The organism is Motilimonas sp. E26 (assembly GCF_021278025.1).
Lineage (GTDB): Bacteria > Pseudomonadota > Gammaproteobacteria > Enterobacterales > CBDFNC01 > Motilimonas.
In genome coordinates this window covers 237,406-258,012 of record NZ_JAIBHJ010000002.1, presented here as the reverse complement: position 1 = coordinate 258,012, position 20,607 = coordinate 237,406, and the positions used below count along the sequence as shown (strand labels likewise).

The window sequence follows — 20,607 nt, the reverse complement described above, 5'->3', positions numbered from 1 at the left end:
CTTAAAGTTTAAATCGGCGAACTGACTGAGTGAGTACGTTCGCTTGATTAAGTATTTCCTCACTGGCTTGTGAGGTGTGCGATGCAGCTTGATTCGAGGTTTCTGCAATATCACGAATATTGACAATATTGCGGTTGACCTCAGCAGCAACGGTACTTTGCTCCTCGATTGCAGCGGCAATTTGTGTGCTAGTTTCAGAAATATTGGTCACGTCGCGCGTAATTTGCTCGAGTAACTCACCCGCTAATTCTGCTTGTTCGGTACTTTCTTGGCCTTGACCATGACAGTTTTTAATCAGGTCGACAATGCTGCTTGTTTTGCCTTGCAATGAAGAAATGATATTACTGATTTCTTGAGTCGAATTTTGCGTACGTTGCGCTAAGCTGCGCACTTCATCAGCGACTACGGCAAAACCACGCCCTTGTTCGCCGGCGCGAGCGGCCTCAATCGCTGCATTCAATGCTAGCAGGTTGGTTTGTTCGGCAATACCGCGTATTACTTCTAATACTTGGCCGATAGTTTGACTCTCTTGTTCTAGCTCCTCTACTGCTTTTGATGAAAGAGTGAGGCTGTTTGCCAAGTTGTTTATTTTATCTATGGTTTGGTCGACACTTTGGCGGCCCTTAATAGCATTATTATTCGTATCGCCGGCGCGATGAGCTGCGGCTTCTGTATTCCTTGCTATATCGTCAATGGTGCTACCCATCTCGGTGACAGCTGTTGCAACCATGTCTGTTTCATGTAGTTGGTTGGCTATGCCTTGGCGAGTTTCTGATGCATTGAGGGAAAGCTCTTCAGCGGCACTGGATAAAGTATCCACAGCGTGGTTAACATCTTGAATTAGGTCCTGAAAAGTGGCGAGCATTTCATCAAAATTCTGCCCAACACTAGCAATTTCATCACTGCCTGTGATATTTGCTCTTTTGCTCAAGTCCTTATTGTGGTTGATGTCACTCATGGTATCGGACAGTCGGGTTAGGGGGGCTAGAATACTGCGAGAGAGAGCGATACTAAACGCAATAATTGCAAGGATGATAATACCAAAAATTAACATAGCTTGGTTTTTGGTATTATCAATCGATTCTGTGATGATGCTTTTTATCTGCTGTTCTACGGTATCGAGGGCATCTTCAGTTTGATGTATGGTCGATCTTAATTTACTTAACAGCCCTTCGTTAGAATTAAGGCCAATGGCCTGCTCTTGCTTAACGTATTTATTAAACCTTGCGTGATAATCGATCAGGCTTTGCTTTACTTCACCCTGATTACCTTCAATCATGGTAGTGATCAGCTTATTAAATCGATCTAAGTACTTAAGATCGAGGCGTAACATGAAATCTTTTTCAAAGCGTCTTAGCATCAGATAGTTGCTCAAGGACTCAAAGTCACTAACATTTTTGTAAAGCTGTTCAGCAGCATGAGCACTGTCGCGCAGCGCACCATTTAAGCCGGATTCATGGTCTAAGCCCGCACTAATTTGTAACTCAACAAGCTGATTAAACATCACCTGATATTGTTCCATGGCTTTAATGGTTATGTCTATTTCGGTACTGGGTAAGTTGGTCTCTTGATAAAATTGGCGTATTGCTGCCAGATGTTCGCTGGTATTTGCAAAACTATCATTAAATTTTTGTTGGTATTTAAGATCTTTACGCGCCAAGAAATCCTTCTCATGGCGACGTAACATTAACATGTCGGTTTTGAGTGACTCAGCTACTAAAGCCGTTTTAGAAAGTTTTTCTAACTCGCTAATTTTAATAATCAACAGTGAAAATAGTAAAAATAAACCTACTGTAATGACTAAGCTATTGGCGATGAATTTGTGTTTAATTAACATGCAAGTCCTATTGCGTTGTCAGGCTTGCTTCAATTGTAGTTGTGTTTTTGGAGAGGGAAAGAGTCAAGACAATAAAATTGACTTGACTTTGATTTTAATAATTCAGTTACAAATTGAATTGTTTCACTGCGTTATGCAAAACTGTTGCTTGCTCCAGCACTTTATCACTGGCGTGAACGCTGCTGAGAGCTGAGGCGCTATTGTGCTCGGCACTGTCTTTAATATTGATGATATTCCGATTAACTTCTGCTGATACTAAGCTTTGCTCTTCAATCGCGGCGGCCACTTGGGTACTCATATCTGATATGTGGCTAACATCTTTGGTAATTTGAGTCAGAAGTTCGCCTGCTTGCTGGGCTTGATCGGAACTATCTTTACCTTGCTGGTGACAAGAGCTAATCAGATTAACAATACCTTGAGTGCGTTGTTGCAATGAATCAATAATCTGGCTTATTTCAAGGGTCGAATCTTGGGTTCGCATGGCTAAATTACGCACTTCGTCTGCGACAACAGCAAAGCCGCGGCCTTGCTCTCCTGCTCTTGCTGCTTCAATCGCAGCGTTAAGGGCAAGTAGATTCGTTTGCTCTGCAATGCTTTTAATGACGTCTAGCACTTGATCGATCGTTTGGCTTTCTTCTGCAAGCACAGAAACAGCTTGTGAAGAGCTATTAAGTGCCGCGGATAATTGCTCAATCTTATTTATCGTATCTTCAACGCTTTGCTTACCGAGTAAGGCATTGCGATTGGTTTGCTCCGCTACTTGGGCGGCCATTTCGGTATTCTTGGCAATCTCTTCTATGGTTGAGCCCATTTCGGTAACGGCTGTAGCGACTTGATCGGTTTCTTCAAGCTGCTTACTGATTTGAGCTTTATTGTTATTAGCATTAACCGATAATTGTTCCGACGATTCTGATAGCTCGCTTACTGCGGTATTGACGCCTTTAATGATACTTTGAAAGTTACTCAGCATCAGGTTAAAGCTTCTGCCTAGTTGGCTTAATTCATCTTTACCAGACTGCTCCACTCTTAGGCTTAAGTTATTACTTTGTTGTATGTTTTGAATAACATTAACCAAGCTATTAATTGGGTTAAGCACTGAGCGACTAATATAAGCCCCAATACCAATTACCAGTATCATAATTGCAATGAACAAGAACAACGCTTGCTGTGTTATTTCATCAACGCGTTGTGCCAATATTTGATGCAGGTTGAGCTCTACCGCCACCAGCACATCTTCGGTTTGCTTAATCGTTTGGCGCATCTGCCCTAATAATCCTTGGCTGTGATCTAAGCCAAACTGATTCAAGGTGGTCACGTATTGATTAAATTGCGATTGAAAGCGCGATAATACCGCAGCATCGTCGGGGAGGAGTTGGGAATGGAGCGCTTGAACTTGTTTATTTAGGGTGTCAGCATATTTCATATCATGACGCTGGATAAAGTCTTTCTCGCTGCGGCGTACCATTAAATATGCCGCTAGTAGCTTATCATTATTAAGCTCGATAATGTGCTTTTCTAGCTCATGAGCGGAGTCTCGTAATTTGCCATGAAGGCCGCTTTTATGGTCAAGCCCTAGGGTTTGGTTGAGCATAACAAGCTGATCAAAGTCTTGCTGGTATAGCTTTACTTGTTCGCTGAGCTGGTCTAATTGTGCGCTGTTTTGGTTGATGCTTTGATAGAAGGCTTGTAGTTGCTCTAAGGTGTTGATTGTTTGCAGTGCTTCTTGATCAAACTTATCCTTATACGTTAAATCTTTTCGCGCTAAAAAATCTTTTTCATATTTGCGTAAACTTAATATATGGCTGGTTAATTGTTCGGCTTGACTAACGCGAATGCTTAAATCTTTTAAAATTGCTGATTCTTGTAGCAGTAAAAGCAATAACGCTAATAACCCTAACCCGGTGATGAGTGTATTGGTGAGCATTTTTTGTTTGATATTCATAAGCCGAAACCTTCTAACAACATGAGATTTCTTTGCTCTCGTGGTTAGAGCAAACTAAGTGCATGAATATATTAGAACAGCCTGCTAAAAAACAGGCTGCTGGTGGTTTTTTGATTAAACTTGTTAACTCGCGCTGCTTCGTTGAGCGCGCTGTTTATTGATGGGTTATTTATTACTTGCTAAATTGATTTCATTGTCATTTATAAAGGCTATAACTGGATTGTTTTTCATTACTTTTGAGTAATATATTTTGCCAGCAATTAAACCTGCGATGAAGCCGCCAATATGGGCAGACCAAGCGACGCCTTCTGAGCTGGCGACAAAGCCATAAACATTAATGCCAAGCCAAATTAAAAAATAAGCCCAAGCCGGTAACCTAGCTTGGTATACGATAAACATAAAGCTTAATTTGGCTTTTTTAAATAACATTAGATAAACACCGAACAGGCCGGCAATCGCGCCACTAGCACCGACCATAGGCGCCATTTCTCCTAAATGGATAGCATAAAAAGCGAGGCCCCCGACTATGCCGAAGAACAAATACAGCAGTAAGTAAGTGGTTTTACCCAGCGCGTCTTCTAAGTTGTCACCGATGACATAGAGAAAGTACATGTTGCCGAGAATATGCAGCCAGCTGCCATGAAGAAATTGATAGCTGATCAGCGTCCAAGGTGCATCGGCAAAGTATATTGGATCCATGACTAAGGATTTGGAAAGGGTTTCTTCGTCAATCACGCCAGAGAGGGTGACGAAAAAAATGCATAAATTCAGTACAATAAGAGACACGGTGACAATAGGAAAGTTACGTGGCTTGATATTGTACTCTACAGGCATTTGGGTAATAAATTGAAAAATGTAACTGGCAAAATTGTTGGTTTTATTTAATTCAATCATCGCACTTCTTAGGTGAGGTGTGCGCTCTACCTCTTTGAGCTCATCTTTATCAATCCAAACTCCGTTGCATTGGGTACATAAATCGATCTCGACATCAAAATTGTCAATGATTTTGAAAGTCTCCAAAGGGTGTTGACAGTCAGGGCATGAGCGGTCACTGCAACCCACATAATCCCCGATATTACCTTTCAAGCTATGCTGTTGTTGCTGGTCGGCATAAGAGGCTTCTAGCTCACCACCCTCAAACCATAGCCCGCCACAGTCAGTGCACACGTCGACTTCTTGATGTTGGTATTGTGTTTGCTTTAATGGCTGGTTTTTGCAGCAAGGACACTGCTTATAAAAAGTTGAATTAGGCATAGTGAACCTTGTTATTTGGCTTGGTAAGAAAGTACTTGATTAACATCTACGTTGTAGCTAAGTAGTACTTGCTTGATATTTATTAAGTCTGCTTCTAAGTAAGCAAGGGTTTCTTCTCTTGCTTGTTTTGATACGGCTTCGAGCCGCTCTGTAATTAAGGACCTATCGAGGAATTTTTTATCTAAACGCATCAGTAAGTCATCTACTTCGCTGTGAAAACGCCTTACGCCCGTCAGGATCGGTGCAGGGGTTTCCATGGTGCGAGGAGAGAAGCGCATTGCCTGCCATACGTAAGTGTCAAATTTAGGTTGATCCTTTTCGGCAAAATAAGTGTGCCCTTGACGTAAAAAAGCAATGGTTTCATCTAGCTTATCTATGTTATCGCTAAACTCATCTCTCAGAGAGCGGCGCAAATGATAGTTATCTTGTAGGGTATTAATGTCATTGAAAGTCATGGCCTGCGACATCCCTTCTTGGGAGGCTAAATAAACCCCCAGCATGGTGGCTATCAGCATAAACACTTGGCCTACCCAGAAACCCGTTTTTATTAAGTCGGAGTTATCGAGCTTTTTGACCGCCGTTTTAATTGGCAGTGTTTTAGGCATATTTTAACTCCATAGCTGCAGGCTCCTATGGTCGGCGATTTTACAAAATAATTAGTTTTTTGTCAGTGTTAATCTTACTCCTATGGTTAAGGATTTTTATTTATTTGATATTCATTGAAATAATGTGCTTTGATCTAGTTTGTTTTCCCTATCATGCTTCTTGAGACGATGAATAGAATAATTAAGTCATTGCTACTGACATGTTGTACTTGGGTTATGCAGCCATCTCTTGGCTGGAGCATAGATCTAAATTGGTTATCCTATTCTAGTGTTGAGTTAGCACGGGTCAGCCTTGATAAGGCGTGCCCAAAAAATGTTTTGCAAGGGGTTGAGCTCGAACGCAATGATGAAGGAGAAGTAATACTAAAAGTTGAGTTACTCCGCTGGGACCTAGATTGTCCTAGCCAGCCTAATTCCAGCAAAAAACAAACACCTGAACAGGTGCTAGCGACACTCAATCAAACCTTAGCTCAATTGAATATGGTTGAGTGGGTTGCGCAGTTACCTTTGCTCTCTGTCGAGATACAATCCCTTACGCTGTACCAAGGTGGCAAACCTTTGGCGTCCCCTTGGCGATTGACAGGGCAAGTAACGGAGGCGGGGGTCACTGTTAAACTAGTTAATAAGCAAGATCAGCTCGCGCTTAATATCAATAGGCAAAACCAAGCATTTGTTATTAATGGCGAGTTATCGCCAGGTGGGGTGCAAGCTTCTTTACTTAATTTACCCACTCATGTTGCTCTCTCTCCTAAGTTTAGTTTACGCGGCAAGCTGGATAGTTTTACCCAGTTGTCAATGGAGCTTAGTTCTCTTGTTACCGTTAAGCCGCAGCTATCAAAAGGCTTAGTGGTCGCTAAGGCCCATTTAGATCTAGCACGCCAGCAGTTATCTATTTCAGCGTTTAAGGTGAAGGGGGCAATCAAACAAGGTGATTTTAATGCTGGTGACGTTGAATGGGTATTAACTAAACCCGCCAAGCTGTCTCTTAAAAAAGCAGAATTAACCTTTGAAATGGCGGCCAAAAAAGCGCGCTGGCGCAAGCACAAATTACCTGATTTTAGGTTGGCCAGTGAGCTGAATTATATTCCCCTTACTCATCACCTATCGGCCAAGTTTGATTTTTCAACTTTGCAGCAAATTATTAGTGCGCAAGTTAGTTTGGATAAGCAGCGGGTAAATTGGCAAATTTTACCGAGTAAATTAACCTTAGCTGAGGCTAATAAAGCTGGGCAAGGGTTAAAGTTTTTAGATAAAACGCAGCTTACCTCAGGCACGATAGAGCTTAATGGGGCAGGAAATTACCATTTTGGTAAGCAAGCAGGTCAACTTGGCCTTTCTTTGAATGCGGTCAATGTATCGGGCTTAGTGCAAGATTATATATTGGAAAATGCCATCCTCAAGGTTGAGCAAGGCTATAAAATTGAACGAAATAAACTTTTATCGGTCAAAGATAATAACCACTTAAGTATCGATTTGTTGGATATAGGTGTTCCACTAAGCGCCATTGATTTAGCTTTTAAAGCTGATATCAATCAACCTGAAATAATTGATTTTAAAGGGTTTGTCTTAGGCGGTGAATTAAGGGTACAGCGCTTTAAGCCGCTCGCAATAGGCCGCACTGATGTGAAGGTAAAAGGGGTGCAGTTATCAGGGTTACTCGCTTACGGGCAATTACCTGGTGCCAGTGCAACGGGGTTAATTGATGCCAACATTCCGCTGTATAAGGAAGCCGATGGTTTTCATATTTACAATGGGGAAGTGTTTGCTCGTGCACCTGGTGGACAAATCATGATACCGGATTCTGATGTGGTACAAAATCTCGCGGCAACCAACATAGGTGTTGAGTTTATATTTAAGGTTTTACAGGATTTACGTTATTCTGATTTAGCGGGTAAGCTTAACTATAAACCCGATGGCGAAATGGGCATTGAAGTGTTGATTAAAGGGCTTAGCCCTCAGGTGAGTAAAACGCGGCCAATTGAGTTTAATTATTCGCACCAAGAAAACCTGATACAATTGTTGCGCAGTTTGCGCTTTTCCAATGAGTTGGAAAGAAAAATTGAGGATAAATATTTATGATAAGGATACTGGCACCTTTGTGCTTCAGTGTGATTTTATTAGCGTGCACTCCACGAGTGGAAGTGGCTGTACCAGATAAGCCGATCACGGTGAATTTAAATGTTAAAATAGATCACGAAATCCGAGTCAAGGTGGACAAAGATCTAGAGCAAATCTTCAGTGATGATAGCGGGCTGTTCTAAGGAGTTAATGATGAAAAAGTGGATACTACTTTTGTTTACCGCGCTAAGCTTTAATGTGATGGCGTTAGATTTGCAACAAGCTAAAGAGCAAGGTTTAATTGGCGAGCGCCCTGATGGCATGATTGGTGCAGTACAAGCATCCCCAGAAGTGAATAAGATAGTGGCGAGCATTAACGCCCAACGCGTTGATGCCTATAAAAAAATTGCTGCTAAAAATGGTATGACTACCGATCAGGTGGCAATACTGGCGGGTGAAAAAGCCCTGCAAAAAACGCCTTCAGGACAATATATTTTAAATGGCTCTGGTCAGTGGGTGAAAAAATAACCATTCTTTTTTGACGTTCAACCATTTTACAGCCATAAAACCGACTCGGGTAACCTAGTCGGTTTTTTACTAATGAAGGATTAAATCTGTGCGGCCACCTAAAGCAATGAAGAAGCCATTTTCTATTAAGCATCATCAAGATCTGCGTCGTGATGATTTTTATTGGCTACGTGACGAGCAGCGCAGTGATCCAGAAGTACTTGAATACTTAACTGCTGAGAATCAGTATTGCGAACATCAACTCGCCCCCACAGCAGCGTTGCAGCAAACCCTTTACCAAGAAATGACCGCGAGGCTAAAGCCTAGCGATCAAAGCGTGCCCTATTTTAAAAATGGCTATTGGTATCAACAACGCTTTGAGCCTGATTGTGAATTTCCAATGTTAGTGCGAAATAAACAGCATTTGAGTGCGCCAGAAGAGTGCTTACTTGATTTAAATGAACAGGCTGAAGGGTTTGAATACTATGATTTAGCAGAGGCAAAGGTGAGCCCTAACCAGCAGCAGCTAGCTTTTTCTGAAGATTGTTTGGGACGCCGCTTGTACCAGATAAAGATCAAGGATTTAGCCACTGGCCAGATAGCTGAACATTGCGTTGATGATACTTCAGGCGAGGTGGTTTGGGGTAATGACAGCCGATATTTTTATTACGTAAAAAAGCACCCTGTTACTTTAGTACCCTATCAGGTTTATCGTCATCAGCTTGGTGTGCCAAGTTCACTAGACCAATTAGTTTATGAAGAAGCTGACGACAGCTTCTATATTAGCTTACATAAAACACGCTCTGAGCAGATGATCGTTATTGGTGCTTATGCCAGTACAACCAGTGAAGCGCTTTACTTAGATGCCAATAACATTGATGCCCAACCGCAATTATTTAACGCTCGTGAGAAAAATATTGAATATGAGTTAGAGCACTTCGCTGGACAGTTCTTTGTTAAAACCAATGCTTTGGGCAAAAATTTTGCGTTAATAGCAGCCCCGGAACAGTCTAACCATGTAATCTCATTACCTTTTACTCAGTGGCCGGTCATTGTTGAGCACAAGTCTGATGTGTTATTGCAAGGTTATGAATTATTTAATGATTTTATTGTGATTGAAGAGCGTTGCAATGGCTTGGTGAAATTACGCTATCGCCATTGGCAGCATCAACAGTATCAGTGTATTGAATTTAATGATCCTACCTACACCGCTTGGTTAGCTATTAACCCTGAGCCCAATACTTCCTTATTAAGGTTTTGTTATTCAAGCCTAACCACGCCAGCCAGCACCCTAGAGGTTGACTTGACTAGTGGTCAGCAAAAAACCTTAAAGCAGCAGCAAGTGATGGGCGATTTTAACGCACAGGACTACCAAAGTGAGCGTGTCTGGGCAGTTGCGCGTGATGGTGTAAAGGTACCCGTTTCACTTGTTTATAAGCGACATTTATTTAAGCGTCATGGCAATAACCCGCTATTGGTATATGGCTATGGCGCCTATGGTTTATCAGAGGATGCTATGTTTAGCAGTGATCTGTTGTCACTACTCGACCGGGGATTTGTGTATGCCATTGCCCATGTGCGTGGTGGTGAAGAGCTTGGCAGGCAATGGTATGAATCCGGCAAGCTAGGCAACAAGCATAATAGTTTTTATGACTTTATTGATGTAACTGAGGCGTTAATTAAACAAGGGTTCGGTGATCCAAAGCGAGTTTACGCTATGGGTGGCAGTGCGGGTGGTTTACTGATGGGAGGAGTGATTAATCTAGCCCCGACGCTTTACCATGGTGTGGTTGCACAAGTGCCGTTTGTCGATGTGCTGACAACAATGCTTGATGAGTCCCTACCTTTAACGACGGGGGAGTATGAGGAATGGGGAAATCCAAACTTGTATCAAGATTATCAGCGTATTAAATCTTATAGCCCATATGATCAAGTAAAGGCTCAAGTTTATCCACATTTATTGGTAGTGACAGGTTTACATGACTCACAAGTGCAATACTGGGAGCCTGCTAAGTGGGTGGCTAAACTTAGAGAGTATAAACAAGGCGATACCTTGCTACTGCTGCATACGGATTTAGACGCGGGACATGGCGGGAAGTCGGGGCGCTTTAAGCAATACTATGATACCGCTAGGGAATATGCTTTTTTGCTTTGGTTGGCTGAGCAACAGCCCCTAAGCTAAGTAAGCGCTAATTTCTTCGTTGAGACGAACTTGTAATGACTCAACATTAGACCAAGTTTGTGTATTTTGTTGCTGTTTGAATGCGCTGAGGGCGCGCTCTAATGGTTTCGCGCAAACTAAGCTAGCCGTGCCTTGCAGGATAGTTAATTGCTGCTTTATATCAGCACTATTTTGGCTTTGATAAGCGCTCGCAAGAGCTTCTAAATCACCGCTTGCATGGCATAAGTAATCTTGCAGCAGTTGCTGGCGTAAAGCTTGATTACTCAGTTTGAATTCCAACATGGCAACATCTAACACAGTAAACTTCATGCAAACCCTTAACTTAATCATTCAAGTTAATCAGAGTAACGATTTTTTACTGAAGATGAAAGTGCACTTAATGGTCTGAGTAGATGATGACTTCCATGGGATCGAGCAATTGATGTGCGTGAATATCAAAGTAATTAGCGGCCCGCTCATTAGGCTCTAAATTAGAAATTATATTGGCGTGACAGTGGCCGGTAAGCATTGCGTTTAATAGTGGTCTTTGGCCTTCTAATGATTTCGAATTCTGTTGATATCCCATAGTTTCCTCTGTGATAAATACCTTTAGGCGGTAAGATTATGAGCCGCTGAGATGACAGCTTAATGACGTTTGATGTTAAAACGAGCTGACTAAGGTAGCTGATAGTTAGCAAACTAGTGCTATAAACTCTCGAAATAACATGTGCATTGTGTGGGCAAAATAATAAATGCAACTGGTTAAGCAGCTTTTATAGTTGAGCAATGAAGTCATTAATTAATAACCTAGGGTGAGGATATTGTTTGTTTTGTTTGTGAGATATTGGCTGTTATTTTTGTAGGTAAAGCTCCTTTATTATTGATTCTTTACATATTTTAACGGGTAACTCTTTAGTATCAGTAGGATCCTTCGTAAATGTAAGTGAGATGTAAGTTAAGGGGTGTGGTTTAATTGCAATTGTTATATTTTTTTGATGTTTGTTCCGGTGTATAGTTAAGTCGTTATAATGATATTTCGGGTTTCACGCTATCGGAATGGTTAATGCGAATAGCGGGTCTAATGGCTTGTGGTGAAATACTGCTTTTGATTGGATACTTGGAATAATTAACACCAATTACCTTAGGGATAAGGGTAAGGGTCAAGGAATTGCATGGAGCGGGTTTTTATCACGGATGATATGCTGTGACCCATTAGACAAGGGGGTGATGTGACAGCATCGCCCCTTTTTCTTTGTCTGCGTTACGGATTTTTTCATCGTCAACCATCAAATTATTGTGTTACGTCGTTGTGGATAAATGAAATGACTTACGGTGTCGCATTTTTATATAAAACTGAATAGTCCGAACTCTGCTGCATGTTACATTAGCTGTGGGAAAAATAGCTAATTAACGCGCTTTGATGGGCGCGATATTCAGGGATGTATGAAGTTTACCAATCGATATATCATCTTTATTTGTTTGTGCATTATCGCTTCAGCTGCCAGTGTTGTAGTTGGAGGAGCCTTTAGTTTCCGGCAACTGGTTTATAAGCAGCAAGAAATCCAAATTGGTGCAGTGATCGAAGTGATAGACAAGCAGCTGGCATCGCGTCAAGGTAGTCCTGAATTTGCCTCTTGGTTACCTAATCTACTCCGTGCCCACGGTATTTCTAAGGTCGAGGTCGCTAATGATGATGGTATTGTTTATCGATTTAAAAGTGTGAGTAAGTTGTCGCAAGATGAATTCGTGTTTTATAAGTATTACCTGCAAGCGCATCCACGCTTCTATGTTGCCATTTGGGTGCAGCAGCCATTTCGTTTATTAGATTATGGCTATAAATCTTATTTAGGTTTGTTAATCGCTTTTATTACTGTATTTATCGCTATAATCGTATGTATTCGTTGGCTTAAACAGCAGTTTTCTGGCGCAGAAAAATTGGAAAAAAGAGCGCGTCTCATTGCTCTCGGTCAAGTCAAAAAAAATGCGCATCGAGATTTAGAAGAGTGGCCAAGTAGTGCTGCTAAAGTGATTGATAGTTTATTAGTGCAGCTAAATGATGCCAAGCAAGAGCGCAGTCGCTTTGATACTTATATTCGTGCCAATGCTTTTGTTGATGATAAAACGGGCTTAGCCAATCGTTTAGCGTTTGAAAACCGTTTAGATGCCGCGCTGCGTGATGATAGTTTCGCGGCAGGGGCGGTGATGTTGGTTGAGTTAGCGGGCTTGGGGGAAATTAACCACACCATAGGCGCGCTGCAAGGTGATGATATCTTAATAGAAGTGGCCGGCGTGATAAAGACATTTGGCTTACGCTTTAATGGTGCATTTTATGCCCGTTATGCGGGGGCGCAATTTGCCTTATTGTTTCCCCAGGTCTCTTTGAAAGAAACACAAGATATTGCCAATCAGCTCTGTAAAATGCTTAATAAAGTTCATTTGCCCAGCATCATTGAAGCAAATGATTTTTATTATGTAGGGGTGAGTAACTATTTCATTGGTAATAAATCAACCTTAGTGATGGACGACGTTGATAAAGCCGTTCGAGCGGCGCGGTTAGAAGGTGCCAGTGGTTGGTATATGTTTGAACCCTCGCAAGCGGCTCCCGATATGGCTAAAGGCAGTATTCGCTGGCGCTCTATTTTGCGAAACACTTTAGATAATCGCAGCATGTTATTGTTTTTACAACCTATTTATAGCGCTGTGGATGGTCGAGAATCAGGCCATGAAGTGATGGCTAGGTTGCGTGATGAAAAAGGTAAAATTGTCAATGCGGGTGAGTTTTTACCCATGGCGGCTAAAGTTGGCATGACCATCGAGATAGACCGAGCGATGACTGAAAAAACCTTAGGTTTATTGCGCCAGCGTGGTGAACTTAGCTCACCTTTGAGTTTGAACTTATGTGCTAATACTGTGGCGGAAGCAAGTTTTCAGCAGTGGTTACGTTATGAATTAATGCAACTGCCGAAGCAGCTTTTAAATAAGCTAATCATCGAATTGCCCGAAGAGGATATTGCCAAGCACCAAGCGCGTTTAATGCCGTCTCTACGTGCATTAAAAGGGCTGGGTTGCCGACTGGCGGTCGATCATGCAGGGCAGGATGTAATCAGCATGCAATACATCAAGGACTGTGACATAGATATTCTCAAGTTACACCCAAGTTTAGTGCGAGATATCCATATTCGTCCGATGAATCAGGTCGCCATCAGGAGTCTTATTGGTGGTTGCGCTGACAGTCAGGTTGAAGTGATTGCTGTTGGAGTGGAAAATGCTGCAGAATGGGATTTTTTAAAACGTATTGGCGTTAATGCTGGGCAGGGTTACTATTTTGCACCACCTAAGCAAGTGATTTAGTATAGACAGTTCAGTATCTTTTGGTAGGCCATCGTTTTTAGCTGTTTAGATAAGACCAGTTGCCATTAAATACGCCACCTTGTGTGTCACAAGATAATTATCCCTAGGTTAAAGGATTAGCCTGAATGGAATTGATATCACATTTTTTAAGTATATCAATGACTTTTTAATTTCATTAATTGGGCTTTCATCTAGCATATAGATAACCTTTATTACAGGTAGTTAGTTATAAATGTTTACAAAGCTGTGGCAAACTAAAACAAGTCATTCTATCGGGATATATTTTCGACCTGATATGGTCGCCGTGGTAGTGATGAATAAGTCAGGCTTGCAGCAGCTTCATACCCAGCCTGTCACTTCTTCTGAGCTTTGGCCTCAAGCATTGTCTGAAATAGTCTCGAAACATCAGCTCAAAAAAGGCCGAGTTTATGCAGTGCTATCTCAGCATTTCTATCAACAACTGCAAATAGAACGCCCTAATGTCGCTGATGACGAATTAAACCAGTCACTGCCCTTTGCCATAAAAGAATTAGTATCTGAGCCTGTCCATGAGTTAGTGTTGGACTACTATCAAGTGCCCTCAGTGCCGATGATGGCTGAACGCTTAAATGTGATTTATAGCCAGAAGTCGGTGATCAAGCGAGTAGTAAAAAGCGTTGCAATGGCGGGGCTGACTTTAGAGCATATCGGTATTGTAGAGTTGGCGTTGGCGAATCTGTTAACCTCGAAAGCAGAAACACAAATGCTAATCTATCAACATAGCGCCGACGATGTACTGGTTTCTGTGGTGCGTGATAATGCGTTATATTTTTCTCGGCATTTGCGGGGATTCCAGTCCCTCTGTCAACAAACCAAACAGATGGATACCTTTTTACTGGAAGGTTTAGGTCTTGAAATACAGCGTTCGCTGGATTATGTCGTGGCGCAGTTAAAAATAGCTGATGTCAGTCGTATTAAACTATCCTTGCCTAGTCCCCATGCCAATGAAATTGCTGAACAAATTGGTGAAGCCTTAGGCCGAAAAGTAATAGCGATACAGATGCCTGATACGCCTGAACAAAGCGATGCGCTACCTGCGATGGCGGCGTTGCCTTTTGTCGAAAAGCTGAATTTAACCTCAGTTGAGGTGGCGGAATGAAGACCAGGATTAATCTTTATACACAAGAATTTGTACCACAACGAGTATGGTTATCCTTGCCGCAAATGGTGTCAGTCTGGGCGCTTATTTTACTCCTTATCTTATTGAGCTCTACATGGCTAAACTATCGTCTACAAGAGATGCAAGCGCTAGCACGGCAAAGCACTGCGGATCTCACCCTGCAGCAAACTCAGTTAAGTGCTTTACAAGCTAAGCTAGCGCAGCATAAGTCATCACCTAGACTGCAAAAATTATTACAACAGCAGCAAGCTGAGCTCAGTGTTAAGCAAAAATTATTGGCCGCAGTGGGGCGCAATGAAACCTTTAAAAATGCTGGTTTTGCAGGTGTGTTAACTGATTTGGCGCGAGTTAACGATCCCGATATTCGTGTTACTGAAATTAAAGTGGCAGACGGACAAATAAGCTTAGGGGGGATCAGTTACAGCAATAGTGCGGTGCCGCGTTGGATTGGTCGTTTTAAGGGTACACAAACCTTAGCTGGGCAAGAATTCGCTGAGTTAAAAGTTGTTCGCAATGAGCAACAAGAGATGGTTTTTGAGTTAGTTGCTGCGGCGAAAAAATCTGAGGTGTCACCATGAGTTTAGGGGCGCAATGGACGCAAGTAAAAGAGAAAGTCATTAGCTTGTCGATGCGCGAGCGGCTGATGATGTTTAGCGCAGGGATTATTATTTTAGTTTTCCCTTGTTACACCTATTGGCTAGCTCCTATTTATCAATCTAGTTTGTCTAATGAAAAACTGCATCAGCAAAATCAGCAACAAATAGATCTGCTACGTGGTGAAGTTGACATTGCCAACATCTTGTTAGCGCGAGATCCTGATGGCCCAGCAAAAAAAGAACTGCAGATATTAAAGCAAGCAGTGGCGGAATTGGATAAGCAGCTCGCAGCGGGCACATTAGATCTTATTTCTGCGCAAAAAATGGCGCAGTTGTTAGAGCAATTATTAAGTAACAGCCAAAAGTTAACGTTAGAGAGAGCTGAATCCATCGCCCCTGTTCCTCTGTTGCCTATGGATGGTGAATTTAATCAAGAAATCAATTTGTTTCGCCATGGCTTAACCTTAACTTTCAATGGTAGCTTTTTTGCGATTAAAGATTTTTTAGCGGCATTGGAGCAGTTGCCGGATAAGTTCTATTGGCAATCCATTCATTACCAAGTGGAGCAGCACCCCAATGCACAAGTTGTATTGAAAATTTATACCTTAAGTACCAATAAGGATTTTATACGTGGTTAATGGTAAATATTTGTTCTTTATCGCTAGCTTGTCAGGTTTTGCTTGGGGTGAAGATTTAGTCGATCCAACGGCGCCCAAGCAAGGGGAGTTGGTCGTCGCGCCGTCATTGCAAACAGAGCAAGTGTTACCTCAATTACAAAGTATTTTATATCAACAAGATCATCAGTCTGCGGTCATTAACAATCAGGCTTATCGGGTTGGTGAAATGGTATCAGGCTACCGGGTCTTGAGTATTCAAGCCAGTCACGTCTTATTAAAGCGTAATGGTAAAACCATCAAGTTATCACTGTTCAATGCTGACTTTATCAAATAGCAAACGATGCGCTATTGCAGGGAAAGAAGAATGAAAAATGCCGTATTAATGATCTGTATATTGGCCTTAGCCGGTTGTAAAACAACCGCAACTTTAGACGCGAAAGATCAAAAGGAAGCCATTAACCAATCCATTGACAATAATCAGCAACAACAAGTGGCAGCTAAAGCGCCGCAACCGATAGCGATCCCCGATACGGTATTAAATGAGCTACTTCCGGAAACCGACCTTAATGCTAGCCAACAGCGGGTGTATGAAAAACGCTTTCAGGTGGCGGCTAATAACGTGGAAGCTAACCAGTTTTTTGGCTCATTAGTGCAGGATACCCCCTTTAGTATGGCAATCCACCCCGGTGTGGAAGGTTATATCTCTTTGAATCTAAAAGATGTGACCTTGGATGAAGTGCTATCGGTAACAAAAGATATGTACGGCTATGATATTCAGCGCAAAGGGCGCATTTACCATATCTACCCATCGGGGATGCGGGTTGAAACCTTTTCCATGAACTATTTGCTGATGGATCGAGACGGCGCGACAAAGACAACTGTTGCGACTGGGCACTTAGCGGATCAAAACAGTAATAACGATTCAAATAATTTTGACTCAGGTAGCAGCTCAACGGATAGCTTAGGTGGCTCCAATAGTTCAAGTGGTTCTAATAGTGGTAATACCAATGGCACACAAATTATTACTCGAACGAACACCACTTATTGGCAATCTTTGGAAGAGGCTTTAGTTGGCTTAATTGGTAGTGGCGAAGGGCGAAAAGTGGTAACAAACCCGATGGCTGGCTTAGTCACCGTAAGAGCTTACCCTGATGAGCTTAAAATGGTGGGGGACTTTATTAAAAAAGCGGAAAGCCGTTTGCATCGTCAAGTGATTTTAGAAACGCAAATTATTGAAGTTGTGCTTGATGATAATTATCAACAAGGTATCACTTGGGATTTTGCCAACAATGCTAACACGACGGATCTCGCCTTTGATAGTGTTTCTAAGGTGGCTGAAAACGTGATTCGAAATACCATTGGCGGTGGCGGAGCTCTTACTATTAGCAACGGGGATTTTAGTGCAGTGGTATCTTTGCTTGATACCCAAGGCGATGTGAATGTGTTGTCTAAACCACGAATCACCGCGATTAATAATCAAAAAGCCGTTATTAAAGTCGGTAATGATGAGTACTTTGTTACGGATGTTTCAACCACGACAGTGACAGGTAATGCGACTACCTCGACACCAAATGTTGAGTTAACCCCGTTTTTTTCTGGGATCTCATTGGACGTCACGCCACAAATTGACGAACAAGGTGGGGTGTTATTGCATGTGCATCCATCGATTATCGATATTGAAGAGCAACAAAAGAAAATTAGCTTTCGTTCCACCAGTGCTGGTGATGCCACCATTGGTTCAGAGGATGGCTTAGTTATTCCTGTGGCAAAAAGCGAAGTGCGAGAATCGGATACCATCGTTAAAGCGCAATCAAATGACGTCATCGTGATTGGCGGTTTAATGAAAACCTTAACCAAAGATTTGGTTTCAAAAACACCACTATTAGGTGATATTCCTTGGGTTGGAGAGTTATTTACTAATCGCAGCAAACAAACGTTTAAAACCGAGCTGGTGATCTTACTGAAGCCAACGGTTGTGGTGGATGGCACTTGGCAGCAAGAGTTAGAGCGCTCTTCTACCTTGTTAGAGAAATGGTACCCAGTAGAATAATATGTATTTGGAGCATTACGGCTTAGCAGCGCTGCCTTTTACGCTAACCCCTGATACTCATTATTTTTATGAGCTGACGCCGCACGCCGAGGCGTTAGAGGTTCTTGTCGCGGCATTAGATGGTGGTGAAGGCATCATCAAGGTAATAGGTGAAGTTGGCACAGGTAAAACCTTATTATGTCGTAAGATGATGAATCAGCTAGCACCACAGTATGTCGGTTTGTTTTTGCCAAACCCTTATGTCAGTGCTCATGAAATCCGTCACGCCATTGCCACATGCTTAAAAATCAAAATAGACAGCGAAGTTAATCAAGCAAGCTTAACTCAAGCCATTGAGCGTAGTTTAATGAGATTGAATGAGCAGGGGAAAAAGTTGGTGGTGTTTATTGATGAAGCTCAAGCCCTGCCTGATGAAACGCTAGAAGCGATTCGTTTATTTACCAATATAGAAACGGAAAAAGATAAGCTTATTCAAGTCGTGCTGTTTGGTCAGCCTGAGCTGGATATGCGTCTTAGGCAAAGTAAGTTAAGACAGTTACAACAGCGCGTGGTATTCAGTTATCAGCTGCGGCCATTAACCTTCGCTGAAGCTAAATTGTATATTCAACACCGTTTGAAGATGTCTGGTTATCAAGGTGAGCCGCTTTTTAATGCTAAAACGGTTAAGTTAATCTGGCGGGCTAGTCGCGGTATTCCCCGTCTGCTCAATATATTATGTCATAAAGCCTTGATTGTTAGTTATGGTAAAGGTGATCCCTTGATCTCGATAGCTAGCGTACAAAGTGCCATCGCAGACACGGATAATGTCAGTCAGTATCCCGTTTGGCCAAAGTGGCTGTATTTCTTGATCCCTCTAGTGCTCTTTGAATGTTATGTGATTTTTAGTTGGTTGAGGGGCGCGGTATGAGCGTGATAAACCAAATGAAACGGGACTTGGCCAAGCGTCAGAGTGGCGAGCATTCTGAGCATAATAACGTGAGTCCAGTGTTAACGTCAGCCCCTTGGTTTAGTCGTCACAGCACACTAAAAGGGCTGGGGCTTGTGGTGTTATTTGGTCTTACCATTACCGCCGCGTTTGCCTGGTTTTCCTCGCCTCGTGTAACTTCTCAGGCTACTGAGGCGGCGTTAGTTCAGCATGAAGTAGCAGTTGTCGCATCGCCCGTTTCGCAACCTCTGCAACCAACAGTGGCTGCGACAGCAAAAAACGACGATCAAAGAGTGGGTAATGAGTCCCGCGCAGATGTTGAAAAACTTGCCTCGGTTGAAAACAGTGAAACAAAACCGCTTGTCCAAGCCATTTCGGTCAAAAGTAATGATGCCAGAATCAAGGTGCTCGATACCCAAGTGGTATTTTTATCTGAATTAGCGCTCTCTGAAGATGCTTTGGTGAGTGCAGAGCCTAGTGGTAAGAATAAGCCGGCCATAGCGGTACAAAGTGAGCAGCAACAAGCGCTTGTTGATTCGTTAGAAGAGAAAGTTCAAGTTATATCTAATGGGTCCGAGACTGCTCAAACCGAGGCAAGTCAGGTGGAAACCTTTCCGGTAGAAACAGTTTTTATAACACCAGCTCCTTCTTCTGCCGCAAAGCCAATGCTTGCTGGGCAAACTACACCTTCCAGTGAACTTGCAGTGACTAAGGAGCAACAGCCAGTCGTATCGCCAGCGCTTGTCCCATCGAATAATAATGAGCTCGCTGCGAAAGCAACAGAAAACCAAGCGATAGAAATTATCAATGTCGCACCAGTGGTGAAACCGCAACCGGATAAGGCGGCTGCGGAGCCTATGGAGAGGTCGATTGCTAAAGAAGTGGTCAAACCTACTCCGGCGGGACCTAGCTCATTAACTATCACTCAATCTCAGCTCAGCGATGAAGAATTAATTTCGCTGTACCGAAAACAAGCAAGCACTGCAAAAAGTAAAGGTGATTTGGCTGGAGCGCAAGTCAGGCTGGAAAAAGCGCTGGCTATCGCCCCTGCAAATCAACAGGTGCGCAAAGATCTTGTGTCTATTATCTATGGCCGTGGTAATAGTGAAAAAGCCATGGCATTGCTTAATCAGGGCGTGAAAATATCGCCAAATAATGCAGACTTTCGCCTGATGCAAGCACGAATCTATTTAGCGTCACAACAGCGCCAGCAAGCTTTTCAGGCATTAGATGGAATTAAGCCGGATGTGAAAAGTAATCAAGATTTTTATGCCACCAAGGCGGCATTAGCGCAGCAATTAAATCAAGATGAAAAAGCGTTGACGGCGTATCTTGCTTTAGCAAAGCAGCAGCCAAAACAAGCTAAATGGTGGCTTGGTTTGGGTATCAGTCAGGAAAAACTAGGCTATTCTACAGACGCCTTGCGCAGTTATCAGCAGGCAGAGTTAATCGGTGGGCTATCTTTGGCCTCCATGGATTATGTGCGAACTCGTATCGAGTTTTTACAGTAATCGGGCATAGTCGAGTCAAGGAGTTGCATCAAAT

At 42.5% G+C, this 20,607-nt stretch carries 18 protein-coding genes; 12 read left to right on the top strand and 6 right to left on the bottom strand.

Translation table 11 applies throughout. The annotated features are described in order from the left end of the window. Position 1 precedes the first annotated feature (1 nt). The 4 genes from K1M91_RS02510 to K1M91_RS02495 form a co-directional block, all read right to left on the bottom strand. Positions 2–1,837: a methyl-accepting chemotaxis protein gene (locus tag K1M91_RS02510; RefSeq protein WP_232799979.1), complete on the bottom strand. Its 1,836-nt coding sequence runs from the start codon at positions 1,835–1,837 to the stop codon at positions 2–4. A gap of 106 nt (positions 1,838–1,943) precedes the next feature. Then, positions 1,944–3,779 (bottom strand): methyl-accepting chemotaxis protein, encoded by a 1,836-nt coding sequence (locus K1M91_RS02505; RefSeq protein ID WP_232799978.1) that lies wholly within the window; start codon positions 3,777–3,779, stop codon positions 1,944–1,946. A gap of 165 nt (positions 3,780–3,944) precedes the next feature. Then, complete coding sequence (locus K1M91_RS02500) at positions 3,945–5,033, bottom strand: rhomboid family intramembrane serine protease (RefSeq protein ID WP_232799977.1); 1,089 nt, start codon at positions 5,031–5,033, stop codon at positions 3,945–3,947. A gap of 11 nt (positions 5,034–5,044) precedes the next feature. Continuing rightward, a complete protein-coding gene (locus K1M91_RS02495; protein ID WP_232799976.1) occupies positions 5,045–5,638 on the bottom strand; it encodes a hypothetical protein in 594 nt (197 codons plus the stop codon). A gap of 168 nt (positions 5,639–5,806) precedes the next feature. On the opposite strand from K1M91_RS02495, the gene K1M91_RS02490 reads away from it, so the two are divergent. The 4 genes from K1M91_RS02490 (at position 5,807) to K1M91_RS02475 (ending at position 10,385) form a co-directional block, all read left to right on the top strand. Then, the gene (locus K1M91_RS02490; RefSeq protein WP_232799975.1) at positions 5,807–7,717 is read left to right on the top strand and encodes a YdbH domain-containing protein; all 1,911 of its coding nucleotides are present in this window, start codon (positions 5,807–5,809) and stop codon (positions 7,715–7,717) included. After that, positions 7,714–7,899 carry a YnbE family lipoprotein gene (locus tag K1M91_RS02485; RefSeq protein WP_232799974.1) on the top strand — a complete coding sequence of 62 codons (186 nt, stop codon included), beginning with the start codon at positions 7,714–7,716 and terminating at the stop codon, positions 7,897–7,899. Before K1M91_RS02490 ends, K1M91_RS02485 begins: the two co-directional genes overlap by 4 nt. Before the next feature lie 10 nt (positions 7,900–7,909). Continuing rightward, positions 7,910–8,224 (top strand): YdbL family protein, encoded by a 315-nt coding sequence (locus K1M91_RS02480; RefSeq protein WP_232799973.1) that lies wholly within the window; start codon positions 7,910–7,912, stop codon positions 8,222–8,224. Between the two features lie 88 nt (positions 8,225–8,312). Next, a complete protein-coding gene (locus tag K1M91_RS02475) occupies positions 8,313–10,385 on the top strand; it encodes a S9 family peptidase (RefSeq protein WP_348983257.1) in 2,073 nt (690 codons plus the stop codon). On the opposite strand, the gene K1M91_RS02470 is transcribed toward K1M91_RS02475, so the two are convergent. Continuing rightward, positions 10,377–10,694 carry a hypothetical protein gene (locus K1M91_RS02470; protein WP_232799972.1) on the bottom strand — a complete coding sequence of 106 codons (318 nt, stop codon included), beginning with the start codon at positions 10,692–10,694 and terminating at the stop codon, positions 10,377–10,379. The two genes, K1M91_RS02475 and K1M91_RS02470, sit on opposite strands and share 9 nt — an antisense overlap. 67 nt (positions 10,695–10,761) lie before the next feature. After that, the gene (locus K1M91_RS02465; protein WP_232799971.1) at positions 10,762–10,950 is read right to left on the bottom strand and encodes a hypothetical protein; all 189 of its coding nucleotides are present in this window, start codon (positions 10,948–10,950) and stop codon (positions 10,762–10,764) included. Between the two features lie 857 nt (positions 10,951–11,807). Here K1M91_RS02465 and K1M91_RS02460 point away from each other — a divergent pair. The 8 genes from K1M91_RS02460 to K1M91_RS02425 all read left to right on the top strand — a co-directional run bounded on the left by K1M91_RS02460 (position 11,808) and on the right by K1M91_RS02425 (position 20,573). Continuing rightward, positions 11,808–13,715, top strand: coding sequence for an EAL domain-containing protein (locus K1M91_RS02460; RefSeq protein ID WP_232799970.1), 1,908 nt, complete (start codon positions 11,808–11,810; stop codon positions 13,713–13,715). 232 nt (positions 13,716–13,947) lie between these two features. Beyond that, the gene (locus K1M91_RS02455) at positions 13,948–14,853 is read left to right on the top strand and encodes a hypothetical protein (RefSeq protein WP_232799969.1); all 906 of its coding nucleotides are present in this window, start codon (positions 13,948–13,950) and stop codon (positions 14,851–14,853) included. Then, on the top strand, positions 14,850–15,452 hold the full coding sequence (locus K1M91_RS02450) for a PilN domain-containing protein (RefSeq protein ID WP_232799968.1): 603 nt from the start codon (positions 14,850–14,852) through the stop codon (positions 15,450–15,452). The genes K1M91_RS02455 and K1M91_RS02450 overlap by 4 nt, the downstream gene beginning before the upstream one ends. Next, positions 15,449–16,108, top strand: coding sequence for an MSHA biogenesis protein MshJ (locus K1M91_RS02445; protein WP_232799967.1), 660 nt, complete (start codon positions 15,449–15,451; stop codon positions 16,106–16,108). Before K1M91_RS02450 ends, K1M91_RS02445 begins: the two co-directional genes overlap by 4 nt. Then, positions 16,101–16,421 (top strand): MSHA biogenesis protein MshK, encoded by a 321-nt coding sequence (locus tag K1M91_RS02440; RefSeq protein ID WP_232799966.1) that lies wholly within the window; start codon positions 16,101–16,103, stop codon positions 16,419–16,421. Before K1M91_RS02445 ends, K1M91_RS02440 begins: the two co-directional genes overlap by 8 nt. A gap of 30 nt (positions 16,422–16,451) precedes the next feature. Continuing rightward, positions 16,452–18,137 (top strand): pilus (MSHA type) biogenesis protein MshL, encoded by a 1,686-nt coding sequence (mshL, locus tag K1M91_RS02435; protein ID WP_232799965.1) that lies wholly within the window; start codon positions 16,452–16,454, stop codon positions 18,135–18,137. Position 18,138: 1 nt separating this feature from the next. Next, positions 18,139–19,044: an AAA family ATPase gene (locus K1M91_RS02430; RefSeq protein WP_232799964.1), complete on the top strand. Its 906-nt coding sequence runs from the start codon at positions 18,139–18,141 to the stop codon at positions 19,042–19,044. Beyond that, on the top strand, positions 19,041–20,573 hold the full coding sequence (locus K1M91_RS02425) for a tetratricopeptide repeat protein (protein ID WP_232799963.1): 1,533 nt from the start codon (positions 19,041–19,043) through the stop codon (positions 20,571–20,573). Before K1M91_RS02430 ends, K1M91_RS02425 begins: the two co-directional genes overlap by 4 nt. Positions 20,574–20,607 lie beyond the last annotated feature (34 nt).